7 protein-coding genes are annotated in these 17,883 nt (G+C 33.5%); 5 read left to right on the top strand and 2 right to left on the bottom strand.

Features of this window, described 5'->3' with window-relative positions; all coding sequences use genetic code 11:
* Nucleotides 1-131: 131 nt before the first annotated feature.
* Together ACQH1X_RS04015 and ACQH1X_RS04010 are read left to right on the top strand one after the other, a co-directional pair.
* Nucleotides 132-1,103, top strand: coding sequence for an IS110 family transposase (locus tag ACQH1X_RS04015; RefSeq protein ID WP_425385755.1), 972 nt, complete (start codon nucleotides 132-134; stop codon nucleotides 1,101-1,103).
* 242 nt (nucleotides 1,104-1,345) lie between these two features.
* Nucleotides 1,346-2,242: an Rpn family recombination-promoting nuclease/putative transposase gene (locus ACQH1X_RS04010; RefSeq protein WP_425385754.1), complete on the top strand. Its 897-nt coding sequence runs from the start codon at nucleotides 1,346-1,348 to the stop codon at nucleotides 2,240-2,242.
* Nucleotides 2,243-2,570: 328 nt separating this feature from the next.
* On the opposite strand, the gene ACQH1X_RS04005 is transcribed toward ACQH1X_RS04010, so the two are convergent.
* The gene (locus ACQH1X_RS04005; protein ID WP_425386625.1) at nucleotides 2,571-11,831 is read right to left on the bottom strand and encodes an ankyrin repeat domain-containing protein; all 9,261 of its coding nucleotides are present in this window, start codon (nucleotides 11,829-11,831) and stop codon (nucleotides 2,571-2,573) included.
* Nucleotides 11,824-13,137, bottom strand: a complete 1,314-nt coding sequence (locus tag ACQH1X_RS04000; protein WP_425386624.1) for a hypothetical protein — start codon at nucleotides 13,135-13,137, stop codon at nucleotides 11,824-11,826. The genes ACQH1X_RS04005 and ACQH1X_RS04000 overlap by 8 nt, the downstream gene beginning before the upstream one ends.
* A gap of 720 nt (nucleotides 13,138-13,857) precedes the next feature.
* Between ACQH1X_RS04000 and ACQH1X_RS03995 the strand changes: the two genes are divergently transcribed.
* From ACQH1X_RS03995 to ACQH1X_RS03985, 3 genes are all read left to right on the top strand, one after another.
* Nucleotides 13,858-14,808 carry an ankyrin repeat domain-containing protein gene (locus ACQH1X_RS03995; protein WP_425386623.1) on the top strand — a complete coding sequence of 317 codons (951 nt, stop codon included), beginning with the start codon at nucleotides 13,858-13,860 and terminating at the stop codon, nucleotides 14,806-14,808.
* Between the two features lie 3 nt (nucleotides 14,809-14,811).
* The gene (locus tag ACQH1X_RS03990; RefSeq protein WP_425386622.1) at nucleotides 14,812-15,045 is read left to right on the top strand and encodes a hypothetical protein; all 234 of its coding nucleotides are present in this window, start codon (nucleotides 14,812-14,814) and stop codon (nucleotides 15,043-15,045) included.
* 638 nt (nucleotides 15,046-15,683) lie between these two features.
* Nucleotides 15,684-17,882, top strand: coding sequence for an ankyrin repeat domain-containing protein (locus tag ACQH1X_RS03985; RefSeq protein WP_425386621.1), 2,199 nt, complete (start codon nucleotides 15,684-15,686; stop codon nucleotides 17,880-17,882).
* The last annotated feature ends 1 nt before the right edge of the window (nucleotide 17,883 follow it).

Below are 17,883 nucleotides of genomic sequence, written 5' to 3'. Positions count from 1 at the left end.
AAAAATTGGTATTACAACCGCTTTTATCAAGGTACACTAGCCCTATCTCTCGATACGTTTGAATAGTTGTTTGGGACGTATATATGCACCCGTTTACAATCTAAAATTAACTGAAACTATCGAGGTTTATTATGGTTACATCTTATCAAAATTTTATTGGTATTGACATTGGAAAATTTAAAAATGTCGTTGCAATTCACAAACAGAAGAACACTGTCAAATTGGATAATGATCCTGCTGGTTGGCAACAATTATTTCAAGAGTTTTCAGATATTCTGCCTAATTCTTTAGTAACTTTAGAAAACACAGGAAAATATGAGCTTGGTTTATTACATTTTCTTGTTGACAAGAATATTGCAGTACATCGAGCTAATACTCGAAAAGTAAAAAGTTTTATCTTGTCCCACGGAACTTTAGCAAAGTCTGATAAATCAGATGCAATGGCTCTTGCTCAATATGGATGTGAACGCCATAGAACTCTCTCTCTATTTGCACCTGCGTCAAAAGAACAATCAACTCTAGCTGCGCTTTGTCAACGTCGTGACGACATTACGCAAATGAGAACTCAGGAAAAGTGTAGACTGGAAGCTCCTAAAAATGACCATATAAAGGAAAGTTGCCAGAAGACCATTGAATTTTTCAATAGTCAAATAAACGAACTCAATGACACTATACAAAAAATTATCGATGACAGCCATGAGCTACAACAACGTCAAAAAATCCTTAAAACAGTTCCTGGAATAGGCAAAAAGTTATCACAAGATTTTTTGTGTCTAATGCCAGAGCTTGGCTACTTAAGTAGAAAAGAAGTAGCAAGTCTTGCTGGAGTAGCACCTCATCCTAAGGAAAGTGGTAAGGCTGTTGGTTACCGAAGGATTATAGGTGGTAGGAGTAATGTTCGTTCAAAGCTCTTTACAGCAGCTATGTCTGTTACAAGATCCAAATCTGTACTTGGTGGCTTTTATTCTAAGCTTATTGAAAGTGGTAAGAAGAAGATGGTAGCTATAACAGCTCTAATGCGAAAAATTATAGTAATTGCTAATGCAAGACTTAAAGAAGCAATTAATTTGCATACTCTTACAACAGTAGCTGAAATTGGCTAATGAATATTGTGAATAAGTACGTTCACACAGACTTAAAGTACTTATTCACATATTCATTGAGGCAGTAGCTGTTTGATATAAAATTCTATTTCTATAACAAACGGGTTTTTATTGCCCACATGATTGAACAAAGTTAAAAAATTGCACAAATAAAAAATTTTAAAAAAAACATAGTTGATAAAAGACTTGAACATTTCTTCACAATTGTGTATAACTATTAATGCTTTTTAGGTACTCTTGCTATGGCTCTTTCGAAGTTTCTAGATCCTAAATTTGACCTGCCCTTCAAACGAGTGTTCGGCACTGAAAAAAATAAGAATATTCTTATCCACTTTTTAAATGACATCTTAGGGTTTACTGGTGTTAACACAATTCAAGATGTTAAGTTTCTTAGCACTATTATGGACCCTGAAATTGCTTCTGATAAACAGAGTATTGTTGATGTCCTCTGTAAGGATTCTTTCGGGAATAGATATATTGCGGAGATGCAGCTCGCTAGGGACAAGGGCTTTGAAAAACGCGCCCAACTCTATGCTGCTAAAGCTTACTCAAGACAATCTGGCAATTACATTGATTTTAAGAAAGTATTCTTTATTGCTATTTCTAATAGTACGCTATTTCCTCCAGAGGTTGAATACATTTCCACTCATAATATACGAGAGATAAAAACTAATGGCCATTATCTAAAGGATTTTCAATTCATCTTTATTGAGTTGCCGAAATTTACAAAAAACAAAGTAGAGCAACTAGAGAGCACAGTAGAAAGGTGGTGCTTCTTTTTCCGGTATGCAGAAAATACTACAGATGAAGACCTAAAAGATATTGCAGAGAAAGACCCAATAATAAAGCTAGCATATGATGAATTAGACAAATTTAGTTGGAATGAAAAGGATCTAGCAGCATACGAAGAGAGAGTTTTGAATGTACAGAAAGAAGAGGCTATTTTGGCTCAACGTCTTGATGATGCTTCTGCTAGAGGTAGACAAGAAGGCATCCAAATCGGCCATGAAAAAGGCAGGAAAGAAAGAGAAATCGAAGTTGCAAAGAACCTACTTAAAGCTGGTATCCCCATTGATGTTATTTCCCAGACAACTGGCCTCTCTCATTCTGAAATTTCACAACTCAAAGAAAAAACATAATTATTCACTTTAACATTTATGAAAACCTTCTCTAAGTTAGACATATCCCCTAATTAAGAATCTGGTGAACTGTCTAAAATGGCTATGAAGATTGCACATAGAATTATATAAATTACTATCATAACGTTACCCAAACTTCTATATCAAAGCTACGTGCTGTAAGTTCAATATGGAAAACACATTAATCACTTAGCATTTAATGTCTACTTCATCCATTTTAGTATTAAGACTATCAAACTTGCTACTGGTATACCTAATTATTTTGGCTACCCTCACTTTAAATTTTCCACTACTTGGCATATTATAGCTCCACCTCTTATATTATAACCTACCTATTGAGATTACCTCCAAGCTTGGTTACTCCTATCTCAGAAAGACAAGTTGATACTTTGTCCTTTGAATGGCTTTGAATAGAAGCATTACTTAAATAACTTTGAGGCTCTAAACTCATTTGCTGTTTTTTTGTACCATCAACTTCTAATCTACCATCTCTGTTGTGTAATATCTGCTCTATTGATTGATTTAGCAGATCCTTATTAAATTGAGCTATAAACTTTCCAAATTTCTTCGGACTTAATTTACCAGCTTCTTCACCAGGACATGCTTTCTCTACATACGATTTTAAAATCCCTGAAATTTCATTAAATTTACCACTCATGACTTTTTTAGTAATCTCTTTCTGCATTCCCATATAATCAATATTTAATCGATGCATTGATACACCACTTTTTAATCCAGCTTGCTCTACTACTTTCTCAAATCCCTTTGTAATATTCAATGCATAGCCCTGTGCTTCTAGTAGAGATATAGACTGATCTACTGTAGAAATATACTTTTGACCTGTAACCCTTCTAATCAATAAGTCAAATAAAGTTATTGTACCATTAAAGTCAACCTGTGATAGATAGTGATCTCCCATTTCTAATATTGTATTTCTACCCTTAGGCTTAAATTTAACAGGTGCTTGCCTTTCACACATTCGTTTTAGATTTGCATTTACATAATCAACGTTGTCTCGAAAGAAACCTACATTTTCTTGTCTTTCATCTGTACCGTCAGATGGTAGTGTTGTACCTGTGAAACTACTATTACTTATCGACGCTTTGGCAAATTGCCCATCAACTTGTGATACTGAACTTGCAGTCCCCTCAGATTTAGAACTCAATAATCTACCTACAGAGCTTTTCACCCAAGAAATACAATTATTTATCCATGAAGATGGTCTTGCCGCATTGCTTGTTGCTATTTCAGGTTGATTACTTAAATCTATAGCAAGAAGATTACGTGACAAGTGGCCATGATGATTATGATCTCCATGGTGATGACGGCGTCTGCGTTGCACAGGTTTTTCTCTTTCTTCCTTAACTTTTTTCAAATATTCTACAACATCAGAATGTTTCATATAATTAGCAATATCTAATGGTGTTCTATCATCATTAGTTTTAGCTTCGATACTAGCACCTCTCTCGAGAAGAAGTTTGCATATATCCAAATTATCTTTGTAAGCAGCATAGTGCAATGGTACCCAACCATCCTTGTTTTTAGCATTGATATTAGCACCTGTATCCAAAAGAAGTTCTACAGTGACTTTAGATTTATTACTGTTCTCAGCAGCTACATGTAAAGGTGTTTCATCATATGTATTTTTAGCCTCAACATCAGCGTTTCTCTCAAGAAGAAGTTTACATGCATCCAAATTATCCTTGTAAGCAGCATAGTGCAAAGGTGTCCAACCGCCCTTGTTTTTGGCTTCAATTCTAGCACCGTTATCTAGAAGGAGTCTAATTACTTCAGGTTTATTATTGTCCTTAACAGCTATGTGTAAAGGTGTTTCATCATTAATATCTTTAGCTTCAATATCTGCACCATTATCTATGAGAAATTTCAATATATCGAAATTATTCTTATAAATAGCATAGTATATAGATGTCCAACCACCCAGGTCTTTAGCCTCAATATCAGCACCTTCATCAAGAAGAAACTTAACTATGCCCAATCTATCTTCCTGAATAGCCCCGTGCAAAGGAGTATGATGATAAGCATCTCTACCTTTAACACTAACATATTTTCTATCAAAAAGAAGTTTAACCACATCTAACCTATTTTCTCTAATAGCTACATATAAAAGTGTCAATTCATAATTATCCCTAGTGTCAATATTTTCAATTTTCTTGACTAAGTCTTTTGCTATATCAATTTTAGACTGCACTATAGCATCAAACACCTGTTTTGTTAATAGAACTGCTTTTTCTTTATTAAATTTCACTATAACATCTTCTGAGTTACAAATAGAAACTATACATCTTGAATTAGACACTATTGTATCATTAAAAGCGAACATCATTTCTCTTGCAGGTTGATAATTACTCCAATTCTCCACTTTTGAAATGGTACTATTTCCATATGATATCACTAAACTATCATCAGCAACCTCCATATCAAAACCCAATATAGACTTATCTCTAAAATCAACCAAACCAATATCATTATTATTAATAGGCTGATTATGATAAATCTGTAACCCTTGTTCATCTGGTTTGTAATACCTGAAAGAACTAAAGTCATCAGCTCTTTCTCCAAATTCCTCTGGTTCCACAATCCTATTGTTCAGTTCTACAGATAAATCCCAGTTTTTATGAATAGAAGAATAGTAATCTGATATTGATAATGCCCCTCTATCTGATAACAATAGCAAATCATTATTTAGTTTCAAAAAGAGTACTTTATCTGAATCAAACGTGAAACAATTATGATGATTTAAAAGGTCAGTACCATTAACGCTAAATCTTCCATCTATTTCCAAACTATGAGAACAATAATCACGCTCTAGTTCCCCATCCTGAAGTTTGTAATATTCTTCTCCGTCAAATGTAACTGTAACATCTTTATAATCTGGTAGCAGAGTTACATTTAGGCCATTTTTGTTAATCTTTATTTCTCCTTTATCATTTTCTATAAATGGCATATCATTTAATGTACTATTTAATTGGCTAAAATCTAATATACCATTTGCTTGAGCAATCGTAATATTAGCGTTTCTGTTATCGAAAAGATAAAGATGACTTATATTACTTGGAGCTTCCCAGTAAAAATTATGGTGCTCCTTATCAGGGTAAAAAATATGATTACTAGAACTACCTATAGTACTATGATAATTAGTACTTGATAATTGTTTTGTAATATTAAAGTTTGAATTACCTATCTTTCGTAAATTATCTAATTCATCATCTAACACAATATCACTACTCAAGCTTTTTGTCACATGCAAGTTTGTTACTACGCTAGTCTTACTATCTACTTTTGTTGGAGTTACAAAAAAACCATCTACTGTTTTTATCGATGTTTGTTTATCTACACTTATAAAAGCTCCACTTTTATTATAGATGTTTGTTATATTATTAGCATGAGTTATATTACCTATGTCATTAAGCTTTATTGGCAATAACACTAAACCTTTTCCATGAATAGAATCACCAAAATAACTCTTTATTGTAGTAAAGTTCTTTGCCGTTATTACATCATTGCCACCTTTACCATCTACATAACCTGCATGAGAAACTTCTATATGATTAGCTTTATCACTGCCAATAATAGAATGTATATTTTCTGAATCTATAAAATTACCTTGTGTTACAACTATATTACTTTGTCCAATAGAAGATCCACCTAAATTACATACAAAATCATCCTTTGCTATGTAGAAGAAATTTATTCCTTCTCTATGAACATCACAATTACTTAATTGATTTGTAAAATAATACCTATTTTGTATATCACGCCCTTGGTTACTGGCTCCATAACTATCAAGTACTATATTCTTGCCATTAAAAATAACATCAATGGTATAATTAGAAGTCACATTTATAAAAGCATTGTTATTAGACATATAAAATAACATCTTTACAAGTCCAGAAGAATTATTTCTGTTGTATAAAACTACGTTATAGCAATTAGCCATATATTCTTGTAAAAACAATCTTTCTACTACTCTACTTACTACCATATTATCATACTTCGATCCGTAATTGCATAGTGGGAACCCTTTTATTTCTGCTAAGATTTCTCTGCTTATAGTTACATTAACATCATCTCCTTGAGGGCCACAAATAGTACCATAATTTCCAACTGTATTTGAAAGTATCCTGCTAACATGGTTGTAACCTCTCTTTACACTGAAAGGCGAGTATGAAACATTTGTTGTTAATCCAAAATCAAATTTATTATCAACTACTCTCGTTTTGGAAACACAAGTATATAGTGAACGATACATAGCATTATACATCTGTTCAGTATTTCTTTTTCTTCCTAATGTACCACCTTTAGCAAGATATTCTTCCTTTGTAACACGTATGGAAGGTAATGATATAGCTATTTTATCATAATTATTCTTAAATTGGTCCAAGATCTTTGATATATACTGTTTATATATCTCTTCTGCTTCTATATCGTTCTCTATATAATTAGGTATTTTCTTACCCAAGAAAAAATCCCAATAAAAGTCATGCTTTTCCTGATCTGTAAGCTTTATATGCTCTTCTAGTTTCTCTACCTCAAGCCCTGCTTCTACAAACTGTGATATGACAATAACAGCAACCGAAACAGCAGCACCAACCGGACCAGCAAATTCTCCTACTACTCCAGTTTCTAAACCTGCTACTGACATTGTTTCAGTAACAACCGCAGGTACATCTGCAGCTATAAAGATAGAGTTAGTCGCAATATTTAAGTCAGCAATCTTTATATCTGCAGGATCTGTCGCACTCTGACGAGCCTTTATCGACTCTGCTAACCCTAAAAACGCTGCAAAATTACCTATAGCACGCCCCATAACTGGAGCAAATCCCTTTAGCATCTGAGAATCAAGCTTCGTTCCTAACTCCAATATTTTTCCAGAGATTTTTTCACCAATCTTTGGCATTACCCAAAGGTTTAATGCATCGTAGCCTAATCCTTCTATATCTCCATTTGCTATATGCTTACCAACTAAGAATGCTGTAAAGGCAAGACCTGCACCTTCTGCTACTTTTCCTATTTTTTCTGCTACTCCGGATCTTCTCAAAATATTTTTCACTTCTTCTTTGTCCTCTATATTATCCTTCATTTCTTTCACAATATCCCTAATCTCTGGGTCTATTGAATCCAGATCTATGTCTTTAATCTTTGCTACAAATGCTTCTTCAACATTTTTGTCTATAATTTCACCTTCAGATATCTTCTGAGAAACCTTAAAAAGCTGGTCATAAAACTCAATATTCTTTACTCTTTCTGCTACCTTGTCAGCATTAAATAACTCTTTGATACGTTGTTCTTTTTCTTCCTCTGTAATCTTTTCTTCATCACGCGAGTCCACACATAGAATATTGCCAATTTCTCTTATCACTCTTTGAGGACAACCAGCATTGGTAGGATTGAATCTGAGTTCTACTTCTATTAAGACCTTTGAAGACGCACGTTCAAATCTTTCTACTTGATTTTTACTTAACTGACCTTGACTTATATGCAAAACTTGCAAATCCTTATTTACTTTTAAATATTCAATTATTTTATCTGCAACCTTGTCAGTTATTGAAACATCCCTAATATCCAGGACCTGAAGACTACTCTTCTTTAATGCCTCAAATAAAACATTTAGCGCTTGTTCTCGATCTACAGCAAATTCACTACCAGCAAGGCTAAGATACTGAATGCCAATATTGGAACCAAGGTATTCAGCAACAATATTAACAGATTCATCACTAAAGGCATAACCTCCAATATTTAAATGAGTTAGAACTTTGTTACGATCTTTTAAGGTTAAAAACAACTCTCCTATTCCCTCTAGTAACAGTACCTTTTCACGATCATAATTGGCAATATTTAAAAATCTTAGCACCGAATTATCTTGCAAAAACTCTGACAACTCTTGCATAGCACTTCCAGACATGTCATTACCGGAAATATCTAAATTTACAATAGTTTCTTTTCTCAGTGCTCCAAGAATTTCTTCAATAACAGCAGTACTCAAATCTATACTAGCTAAATTTAATGACTCCAAAACATCATTATCCTTTAAACTACTAGATATTGCCTCTAATGTTTTATAATCTATCTCATCTCCTATACTATTACCTGCTAAATCCAGCTCCTTAAGCACTTGTTCTTCTCTATTTTTCATACTAGAAAAGATCTCTCCTATCGCTTTCGCGTTAAGTTGATTACCTGCAAGGCTAAGCTCTCTAATGTTTAATTCACCAATTAAACTTTTCATTATATCTGCTATACTTTCGGCATTATCCTGATTGCACTCTAAAGAAATCCCTGAAATATCTAAAGTTTCAATATCTGTATTTCTTATTTTTAATACACTCACTAACTCTTTTAAACCTTCTACCTCTATAGGATTACCAGATAACCTCAAACTCTTAAGTTTATTAACTTGCTTCAAGAGTTTTGCTAATGATTTTATCCCTTCTTTAGTTATCCCCTTTCCTTCCGCATTGTAATTTCCAATGTCTAATTCCTCTATAAATAAGGTTTTTCCTTGATAGTCCTTTTGTGCTTTCTCCTCAATATCCTTTATTATGCAATCATTCATACCTGTGTTGGCTAAATTTAATGTAGTAAGTTTCTGTTGACTATACAAAAGGTCAACTATTGTCTTAACATCATCTTTATTAAAACCTGCGACAACTTTATTGGATGAACAATCTAAGCTTTTTATACTAGTATTCTTTTTTAAAGCTTGAAATATCTTACTAAGATCGTTAGATGTCATTTCAATGCCACTAATAACTAAGTTATCAATATTATTTGTTTCAATGAACCTAGCAAGTGACTCAATAGCTTCTGGTCCACCACCATTTGATCCTATGTTGTTTTCAGACAAATCTAGAAAAGAAATTTTATGGTTATTTTCTATTAAAGAATTTATTAAGCCGCTTGCCTGCACTGAGTTAAACTCATTGTAAGAAAGATCTATGGAGTTAATATTTTTAAGTTTACTTAAAAAGTTGGATAAAATTTTCACTTTAGAACCATCCAGACCCATTTCAGATAAATCTAAAGCGTCAACATTTTCTGGAATCCGATCTAAATAGCTCTGAAAATCATGACCGCTTTTAGAGAAAGTATTCGGAGAATCATCAACAAAATCTTTGTTCGAATCCTGTAACCGATCTCTTTTTATATCAGCCCAATTTGTAATAGTACCTCCAGAATGGACTTTAAACGATCTAAGTGCATTTAGTCCACGGTTAAAAAGTTTATGAAGAGCGGGTCTTTTCAATTTATCAATATTACCCTTTACTTTGGAACTATGTATAACATTAACTGGAAACAATTTATTGGTTATCTTGATTAAAGAATTGGAAGATTGAGCTTTATTATCAAACATAACTCCCATAATAAATACCTTATCGCCATCTGTAAGCGTCTTATAAGTGGTACCTTCTTTATATTCTTTTTCTATCTGATTATCTGCTTCTTTTAATAACCCAACAGCATCCTTACCTTCTCTCGGACCTTTAATCTCCATTCCTATAGTAATATATTCTTCAGCATTACTAGCTACTTCTGTAGACTGAATACCATGAACGACCATATCAATACGCTTTCCCCTTCCAGTTTGAAACTCTATTAATACTAACGCCCTGTTTTCTTGTAGTTCCCCTAGCTTTATATCACTATAGTAGTTAAATGCTCCATGTAGCACTGCCTGAAAGTGTGCTTCTCTTTTAATTAAAGACTTCAAAGGAAGTATTCCTTCCCCAATTTTCTCTAATAATCCTTTATAATTACCGAATGCTTTATTTAATTTATCAGAATCAGGTGCTGTTGATGAAGATTGAGGAATATGTTGAGACTCTAGCGTCTTATCGAATGTCTCCTTTAACTCGGCAGGATAAGGAATGTTTTCCCACTCTCCACCAAAAAAACTTTTTCCCTGCTTATACTCATTCAAGGAATTATATCTATTAACCTTCTCTACATCGAAAAAATCTGATTCTCTTTCCTTTTGTAAACTTATACATACCTCTGTTATTTTACCAACTGCTGGTAGGTTAATGGGTATTTTCTTCTCACTAAACCCTCCTTTTCCTCCCTCTCTAATGTGAAAACCAAACACCTCTTTATTCTGCCCTTGATTTCCTTTAGTCAGCATGAATGTTGTCACAGGCCTTTCAGTTAATTGTGCACCAGACCTTGTAGAAGAAGCAAGTGGGTACTCATTATATAAAAATACAGATTTCTCTAAATTAATTCTCTTGAACTCATTAGCAAGAAGGAGTTGCCCCAAGAGAAATCTACTAAAGTAATTACCTCCTTTCTCTGATGTACCGGGAAATGTATGATAAATACGTTCTAGTGGCTGTTTTATCTTTTCTGTTATATCATTAATTGTACTTTTTTCACCATTCCAACTTGAAGTTACTTCTAAAAGCTTCTGTATTGTAGGTGGAGCAGGTTTCCTTTCATGAAGTGGAGATATATACATTGAAAACTTTTCACTTTCAGTTGAATCCAAATTTAACCCTACACAAAGCACATTATCTGAAATGGTTAAAACACGCATTGTATTTGGCTGGAACCCTTTCGCATAATCCTTTGCTTGCTCTAATGCACTATCTGGTGTTGTACCAGCAGCTGTTCCTGCCTTTAATTCAATAATAATAGGAACAGCATTTAATGACCTATCCCTACCACGAGGCACTAGAACAATATCAGCGTAACCTCTTCCTGCAAATTGCTCTAAGTAAACCCTGAGATTATACCTATAGCGGAAATTCACTAAAGCTCCTGCTACAAATCCATGATGTGCTGCTTCTCTTGTTCCTTGAGCATAGGTAAGTGAATTCTCATATTCAGAGTGGATTCCACTAACTTTTTTAAGAATTTTTTCGGTAAACTCTTTTACTATTTTCACGTCAGAATTAGTCAACTCTGCTATATCACTTTCTGGACTATTCCATAACCCCTTTTTTATTTCCTTAAACTCATGTGTTGTAGAAGCATCATTGTCCAATTTATTACTTTCTACATTAACAGATATTCCTGCCATTTTCCCTTTGGCATCTTTTTCTTTAGCAATTTCTACCAATCTCACACCTAGCTTACCTTGATCTCTAGCTAGCCTCACAACATCATTCCTGGCAACTTTAGTATTGCCTAATATTTTATCTAGCTCACCGTAGCTAAACTTTTTCTTTGTGCTACCAGATTCTGCAATAACAAAGAGCCTTACTTTATCAGCAGCATCTTCTGGGCTTTTGATTTCTCCTTTTCTAATAACAGCTACTTTTAGAGTCTTTGAACTGTCAAAACTAAAATATATTTTCTCAATGTTCAGCTTTGCTGCAATTTCTGTGTCTATCAAAGTAGAAAAACTTCCTAAAAAGAAATGAGGAAAAAATCCTTCTTTACCTACTGAATGTAAATACGATGGAACCTGATCAACATAAGATTGAAACCTTGCTTGGAAAGATTCAAAATCACTCCCTTTTGGGGCTGAAGTACTTGGGCCAGCTTTTACTGACTCTCGAATTAGTAGCTCTATTAATTCAAAATCTTGCACTCCTTCATTATCAACTTCTCCTTGTTTTCGTTTAGGCATATAACCCTCCTTTTAGCCCCACATAAGATTGTTTACTAATCTCTACCTCAGTTAAATCACCACTTGGGCCAGGTATGTTTTTTTGATCAAGTTCTTCATCAGCAGACTTACAATACGCTGAAAACTTATTTAATGAAACATGATCTCCTTGCTCTAATATAGAATGTATATAATTTGCTTTTTTAGAAGACACAAACTCCCTGATTTGTCTAAGATTAGCCTTATCTAGCATTCCCCATACTGGCGCTATATAACCTTTTTCAACCAAATGCACCAAAAACCTCCCTTGAAAAACAGAGTTATTCATCATTTCTTCGTTCAATGTTGAAGTACGATGATTATCAAATCCTTCTTTTGTCCACATATACATAAAAACCTCCACACCCGCACCTAGATAATGCTCTGGACATTCCTTTGTCATGCACTTTAACCAAACACAGTAATTATTTTCCCGAATATCACTTGGTTTTAAACAATCAAATAACTCCTGAAATTTACAAAAGTTATATATGTCTATCATTATATTTAAAGAACCATAATAACCATTTCTCTCTAAATCTCTTTTCAAAAGCTCTGGATATTTATCAGGACTTATCTGACTTAAACAAAACTCAAACACATCAGGATAGCCATTATCATGTGCTACATGCACTGCAATTCTCATGAAAACTTCATCTTTCTCTCGAGCACTTAATTCACTTTCAGGCAATGATTCAATCTTATTCCAAAAGAATTCTACTGCTTCTACACGTCTTCTCCTCGAACTTATTGCTGCACGATGTAAACCAAAGACATAAGGATGCTGACCTTTTAGATCTAACTCTGAAATATACCCACTAATGAAATGTGACCAAAATTGCATCATTGCATCTGTACACCAACTTCCACTTACTGATTTGACTAACTTTTTTAATGCGTCTGAATCTCCGTCTTTTATTTTATCTTCCTGTTTAAAATGATCAAATAGAGTGATTATGTCTTCTTCTAGGCAACACCAACATGCAACTTGGTAACGATCAAAGTCATCTAGCGGATTACTTGTACCCTTCCAATTCTGTGGCTCTATCATCTTTCTAGCCACTACTCTTCTATTGAGTTTGATACCATGTATTGTATCGATTTTTTCCCAACATTCTTCATTTGATAATACATCTAAAAAGAATGGAAGTTTTTTTTTACCCCAACTATCAAATATTTCCAAAAATGCACCGCACCAATTTTTCAATTGAAGTTGTTTAGATTCTTTATAAGGATCATCATCTTTAATAATAGAGAAAACCGCTTTACTTAGCTCATCAAAATCCATAATTCTCACCTCCATAAAAAAAGCGTACAGAGCTATAATAATTTATAAACTCCATATCAATTTCAGCATTATACTCCACCTTTGTAACCTGTCAATCCTTATTTAGAAAATTTTTCAGACTTAGAGTAATTTGGGGCAAAAGGCTTTTAGCAGGCTCAATACATGACCTCTTGTTTATTTTAAATTTTATTTTTGTCATAAGCTTGTCTTAATTCTTACGCAAGCAAATTAATATTAATTTAGGAAAACATATTATTAAGATCTCAAGTAAAATAACCATTTCCAGTACCCAAACCAGCAACCGTGAGAGCTTTTTGTTTTGGGATGTGTTGGTCAACCACGTAATACATACGAACTTTTTTGTATGGTAATTTTGCTATACGCTAAAATCAGCTATATTAGCCTACTTTGTCCACATTTATATATGAACTCATTTGCTTAACTTTATCGCAAAAATTTAAAGTCTTTATTTTTACAAACACGTTTTCACGCAACTCGTTCTCACAAGAATATGTACTTTTTTTGTGTTTTTTAAAAAAGTAAATGATTAAATTTTTTGCTACGCTAATTTATAGTACGTTTCTATATTAATCAAGCTAAAGTGAGCTAAAGTAACTATTAGTAACTTTATATAAGGTACAAAAAACACATAAATATAGACTTTTTTAATTAAAGCATGTAATAATTAGATTATATTGTTTTTTAATATGAGGAGATTATATGTTACAATCGAAGTGGAAAGAAGCATTAAGTGCAGTAAATGCTGATAATGATTTAAATGAGAGTAATGTAATTGACAAAATAAAAGAGAAGTTAAAAGCAGCAGATCAAAGCGAATATGAAAGGTGGAAAAAGTTTGATTTTGACCTAGCGTATCTATTACACAAGGCTGTTAGAGGTAACTTTATAGAGATAGTGAGTGCTCTAATAGAAAAGGGAGCTAATGTTAATGCTATAGATACAGTGGAAAATACTCCTTTACTTGTAGCCGTTGAACGGGGCTATATAGAGATAGTGAATACTCTAATAGAAAAAGGGGCTGACGTTAATGTTGAAGGAGGATTTCATTCATCCACTCCATTATATTGTGCTATTGAAAGAAATAATGCAGAAATAGTAAAATCTCTAGTGGAGAAAGGGGCTGATGTTAATGCTGTAGATTTATTTTCTCAATGTACTCCATTACATTATGCTGCTAGACATGGTAGTGCAGAAATAGTAAAATTTCTAGTGGAGAAAGGGGCTGATGTTACTCGTGCTGTATCTGAAAGAACTCTTTGTACATATCGTCTAAGTCTGGACGTAGGAGAAGTTCTAGTTAGGCATATTTTAATAAAAAATCCTAGAATGAAAAAGCCAAACTCTGTAATAGAAAAACTGTCAGAATATTGGGACAGGTGTCTAGATGAAGTCAAGAGACTTGAAGAAGAGGAAAATAAACCACTATATGATTTTCTGAAAGCAAGCAATACTAATACATTAATTAGTATGTGGAAAAAAGATGAAAGTGTACGCGGTAAGTTTGATAACCAAGAAAGCTTACAAGAGCAATACCCAGAATATGCTCATACCTTGATTGACCAAGCCAACAAAGTGAAAAAAGAAATTTTCCTGCACAGCCACAAACCATTGATTGATGCTTTATCAACATATTACGAGTATGATCTTTAAAAAATGACATTTGACGACATGAAGAAATTCTTTGAAATGCACAGAGATAAAATTGTAGTAGAATTTGGAGGTATAGAAAAATCTCTTATTGAGTTTGTTGATTTTAAAGATATTAAAGAGATATACGTTCCTAAACTAGAGCTACAAGCATTGGCAGCGCGAATAATCCATGTAAATAGCAACCTTAAGCATCCAGATTCCGAGCAACATCAAGGATTGTATCGATCTCGGTTCTAGTAAGTCCAGTTTGTTTGGTTATTATACTAATTTGTGTGATTTATAGAGGTTAATATAACTGACTTGTCTGGAGTATTTAACTGTACAGTCAAATTAAAGAAAAGTAGTAGGAAGAAGGGAAGACCACCTTTTTCCTTCCTTTCATGTTTTTTGTCTGTAGTTGTTGCAACAATTTTACGCTTTTGTTTATACAAAACTATTTTTACGCAGCTTGTTCTCACAAATATACGTACTATTTTTATATTTTTGAAAAAAGCAAACAATTAGATCTTTTATGACGCTAATTAACTTATGTTTTTGCTAAAATATTTTATGGTATAGGTTCAACTATTTCTTTAATATTAATTTGGGTAAGTCTGCTCTAACTGAAACTTTGGTATCTTCTTCAACTGCGTGTAAAAAATAACTGATCAATCGGAAGTGGTAGTAATATGTCAGCTATTTTCGCCATAGTAGTCGAGTCTAGAATCGTTTTGAGCTTTTTTTCTTGATTTTTGCGAGTTAATTTGTTAGACTAGCATTATGTAAATTTTTTTATTGAAGTGATGAATATACAGAAATTAACGGAGTTTTCTGAATTGCATAAAAGCTTTATGCGGAACAGAAGGCCAAGTAAATTGGAAAAGCAATTGTTCGAGATGGGTGAAGAATTTAAAGCGGAACACCCTGAAATCAGATTGAATGAACGCAGTAATGTGATTGATAGAAGAACTTTTGCTGCACACGGTACCAATGCCTGGACGCTTTTTTCAGCATTTGCTTTTACAAATGGCCAATTACTACCAAAAAATGAAGCGAAAGTAAGGGGAATACCTATTGTTGCAGGTGAGTTAATACCAGAGAAACAGACAGCCAAGCTTAGTGGATACTCCTCCTCCCCCAATACAGTGAGTCAAAATAGTATATCAACTATCCACCTAAACAGTCGAGGATCGTATTTGCTTGATGCATTAAGTTATGCAGAAGATGCAACAAATTATCACAGTTGCAGTTATAATGATTTTCGTGAAAAATGGCTAAAAAAGTACTGTAAACAAGGTGTAGATACAAGTGTTATAAAGAAAGCTGATAAGCTTTTGGCAGATCAATTTATGAAAGATGCATATTGCAAATTATCTAGTATTCCGGTAGTAGCTTTGGGCGATAGAATCGGAGGAAATAGAATAAAATCGAGTATAGATAATGAATACGGATGTGAAAGATTTAACATTAGAGTTATTATAGTAAACGAAAAACACAAAGAGTATATCAGAAATTTGATTGATCAAATCAATCCAAAAATAGCTAGAAGTATAATGTATTGTACTTGCAAAGAGATTAATGATTTTGAAGAAGCAAGGAACCATGGTGGCATTATGTACATGATAGGTAACAAAGCAATATATAACTATAAAAACACATTTGTGTGTGATTTTGAACAGGCATATAAAAAATTAACTTTCGGGGTTTCTGATAAATTTAAACCACTACAGATAATAAAGAAAAACCTAACGAAAAAAATGATAGGAGGTAAACACATAGAAAATACTAGTACTATAACTTACTATCAAAATCTAGACTCAACTTCAGAAACAACAGTTGATGATATAGATTATAGTGTAGTATTTACTAAATCATCTCAATCAGGCGATCATGTACTTGATGAGCAGCTAATAGATTCAGTTAAAAGTGGAGATATAGAAAAGGTGAAGTCCTTGTTAGATGGGGGAGCAAATCCTAATGCTACAAGTTTCAATCGTGCTTTGTCTATAGAGCTCGGAGTATTGATTACAAAAGGCAATACTTTAGCTTTGGGGTATGCTATTTACTTTGGACATACAGAAATTGCTAAGTTGCTTATCAATAGAGGAGCATGTATTAATCGTTATAGTTGTTCTTCTGGTAAAAAATCGCACCTAGCTAATGCTGCTGGACATCTTCGCGCAGAGATAATTGAGCTACTTTTAAAGCAAGGAGCAGATGTTGATGTTCAGGATTCTCAAGGTGAGACGCCAATAAGTCTAGGATTTAGAAGTAACATCATCTGTTATCACAAGATCTTCAAGACCATCGACGTTCTCTTTACTTTTTTAGTTTACGGCAAAACTTTAACTGAAGATGATAGAAGCAAAAACAGTGAAGGTTATGATTTGCAAGATTGTTTAACAGCGTTCGAAAAGATCAAAGCAATGACTCATTTTGGTAAGCTAATAGAATCAAATAAAAATGGAGATACAAGCGTCATTTTTCAATATATAGGTAATGAAAACAATGCACAGGAACTGATTGAAGAGTTCCAAAACATTAAAAAAGATTATGGTTTTCAGAAAGGACTATCATTTATACCAAAACGCTTGTTGGGTTTTTTAGAATGTGTAATCTCAAAACGTGATACAGGTGTTGCTAAAAATGGGTACGATGATTTAGAGATAGGGGAAGAAGCGGCAAATACATTACTAGGTAAGTTGAAAGAGGTTGTTAAAAAAGATAATTCACAATCAGAAACAAATTCTGTACGGCTTTTTTCTACAAGTGAGCAAGCGCAGGATGCTAAGGGTGAAAATGTAATACGGCTTCCGAAAAAGGCAAAAACTAAACCCAGTAAAGCAATAAAAACTGCTGTTATTTGTGGTGTTATAGCTGCATTGACAGTCGGTGTTGGGTTTGGTATTGCCAATGTCGGGTTATCAACGTTAGTTATAGCTGGCATAGCTGCTGCACTGGTAGTTGGAATTGTTGCTTTTGGTATTACGTATGCGGTATCAAGACCTAGTGACAAGCTAAATGAAACCTACTCAAAGGCGGCATTTGCCCAACCAACTAGATCACCTTTGATAATAGATGGATTAGGGTTATAGG

Origin of the sequence: Wolbachia endosymbiont (group A) of Barypeithes pellucidus (assembly GCF_964030885.1) — a bacterium.
In the GTDB taxonomy this organism is placed as follows: Bacteria; Pseudomonadota; Alphaproteobacteria; order Rickettsiales; family Anaplasmataceae; genus Wolbachia.
Note: the sequence above shows the minus strand (reverse complement) of the source record. Positions and strands in the feature narration are given on the sequence as shown.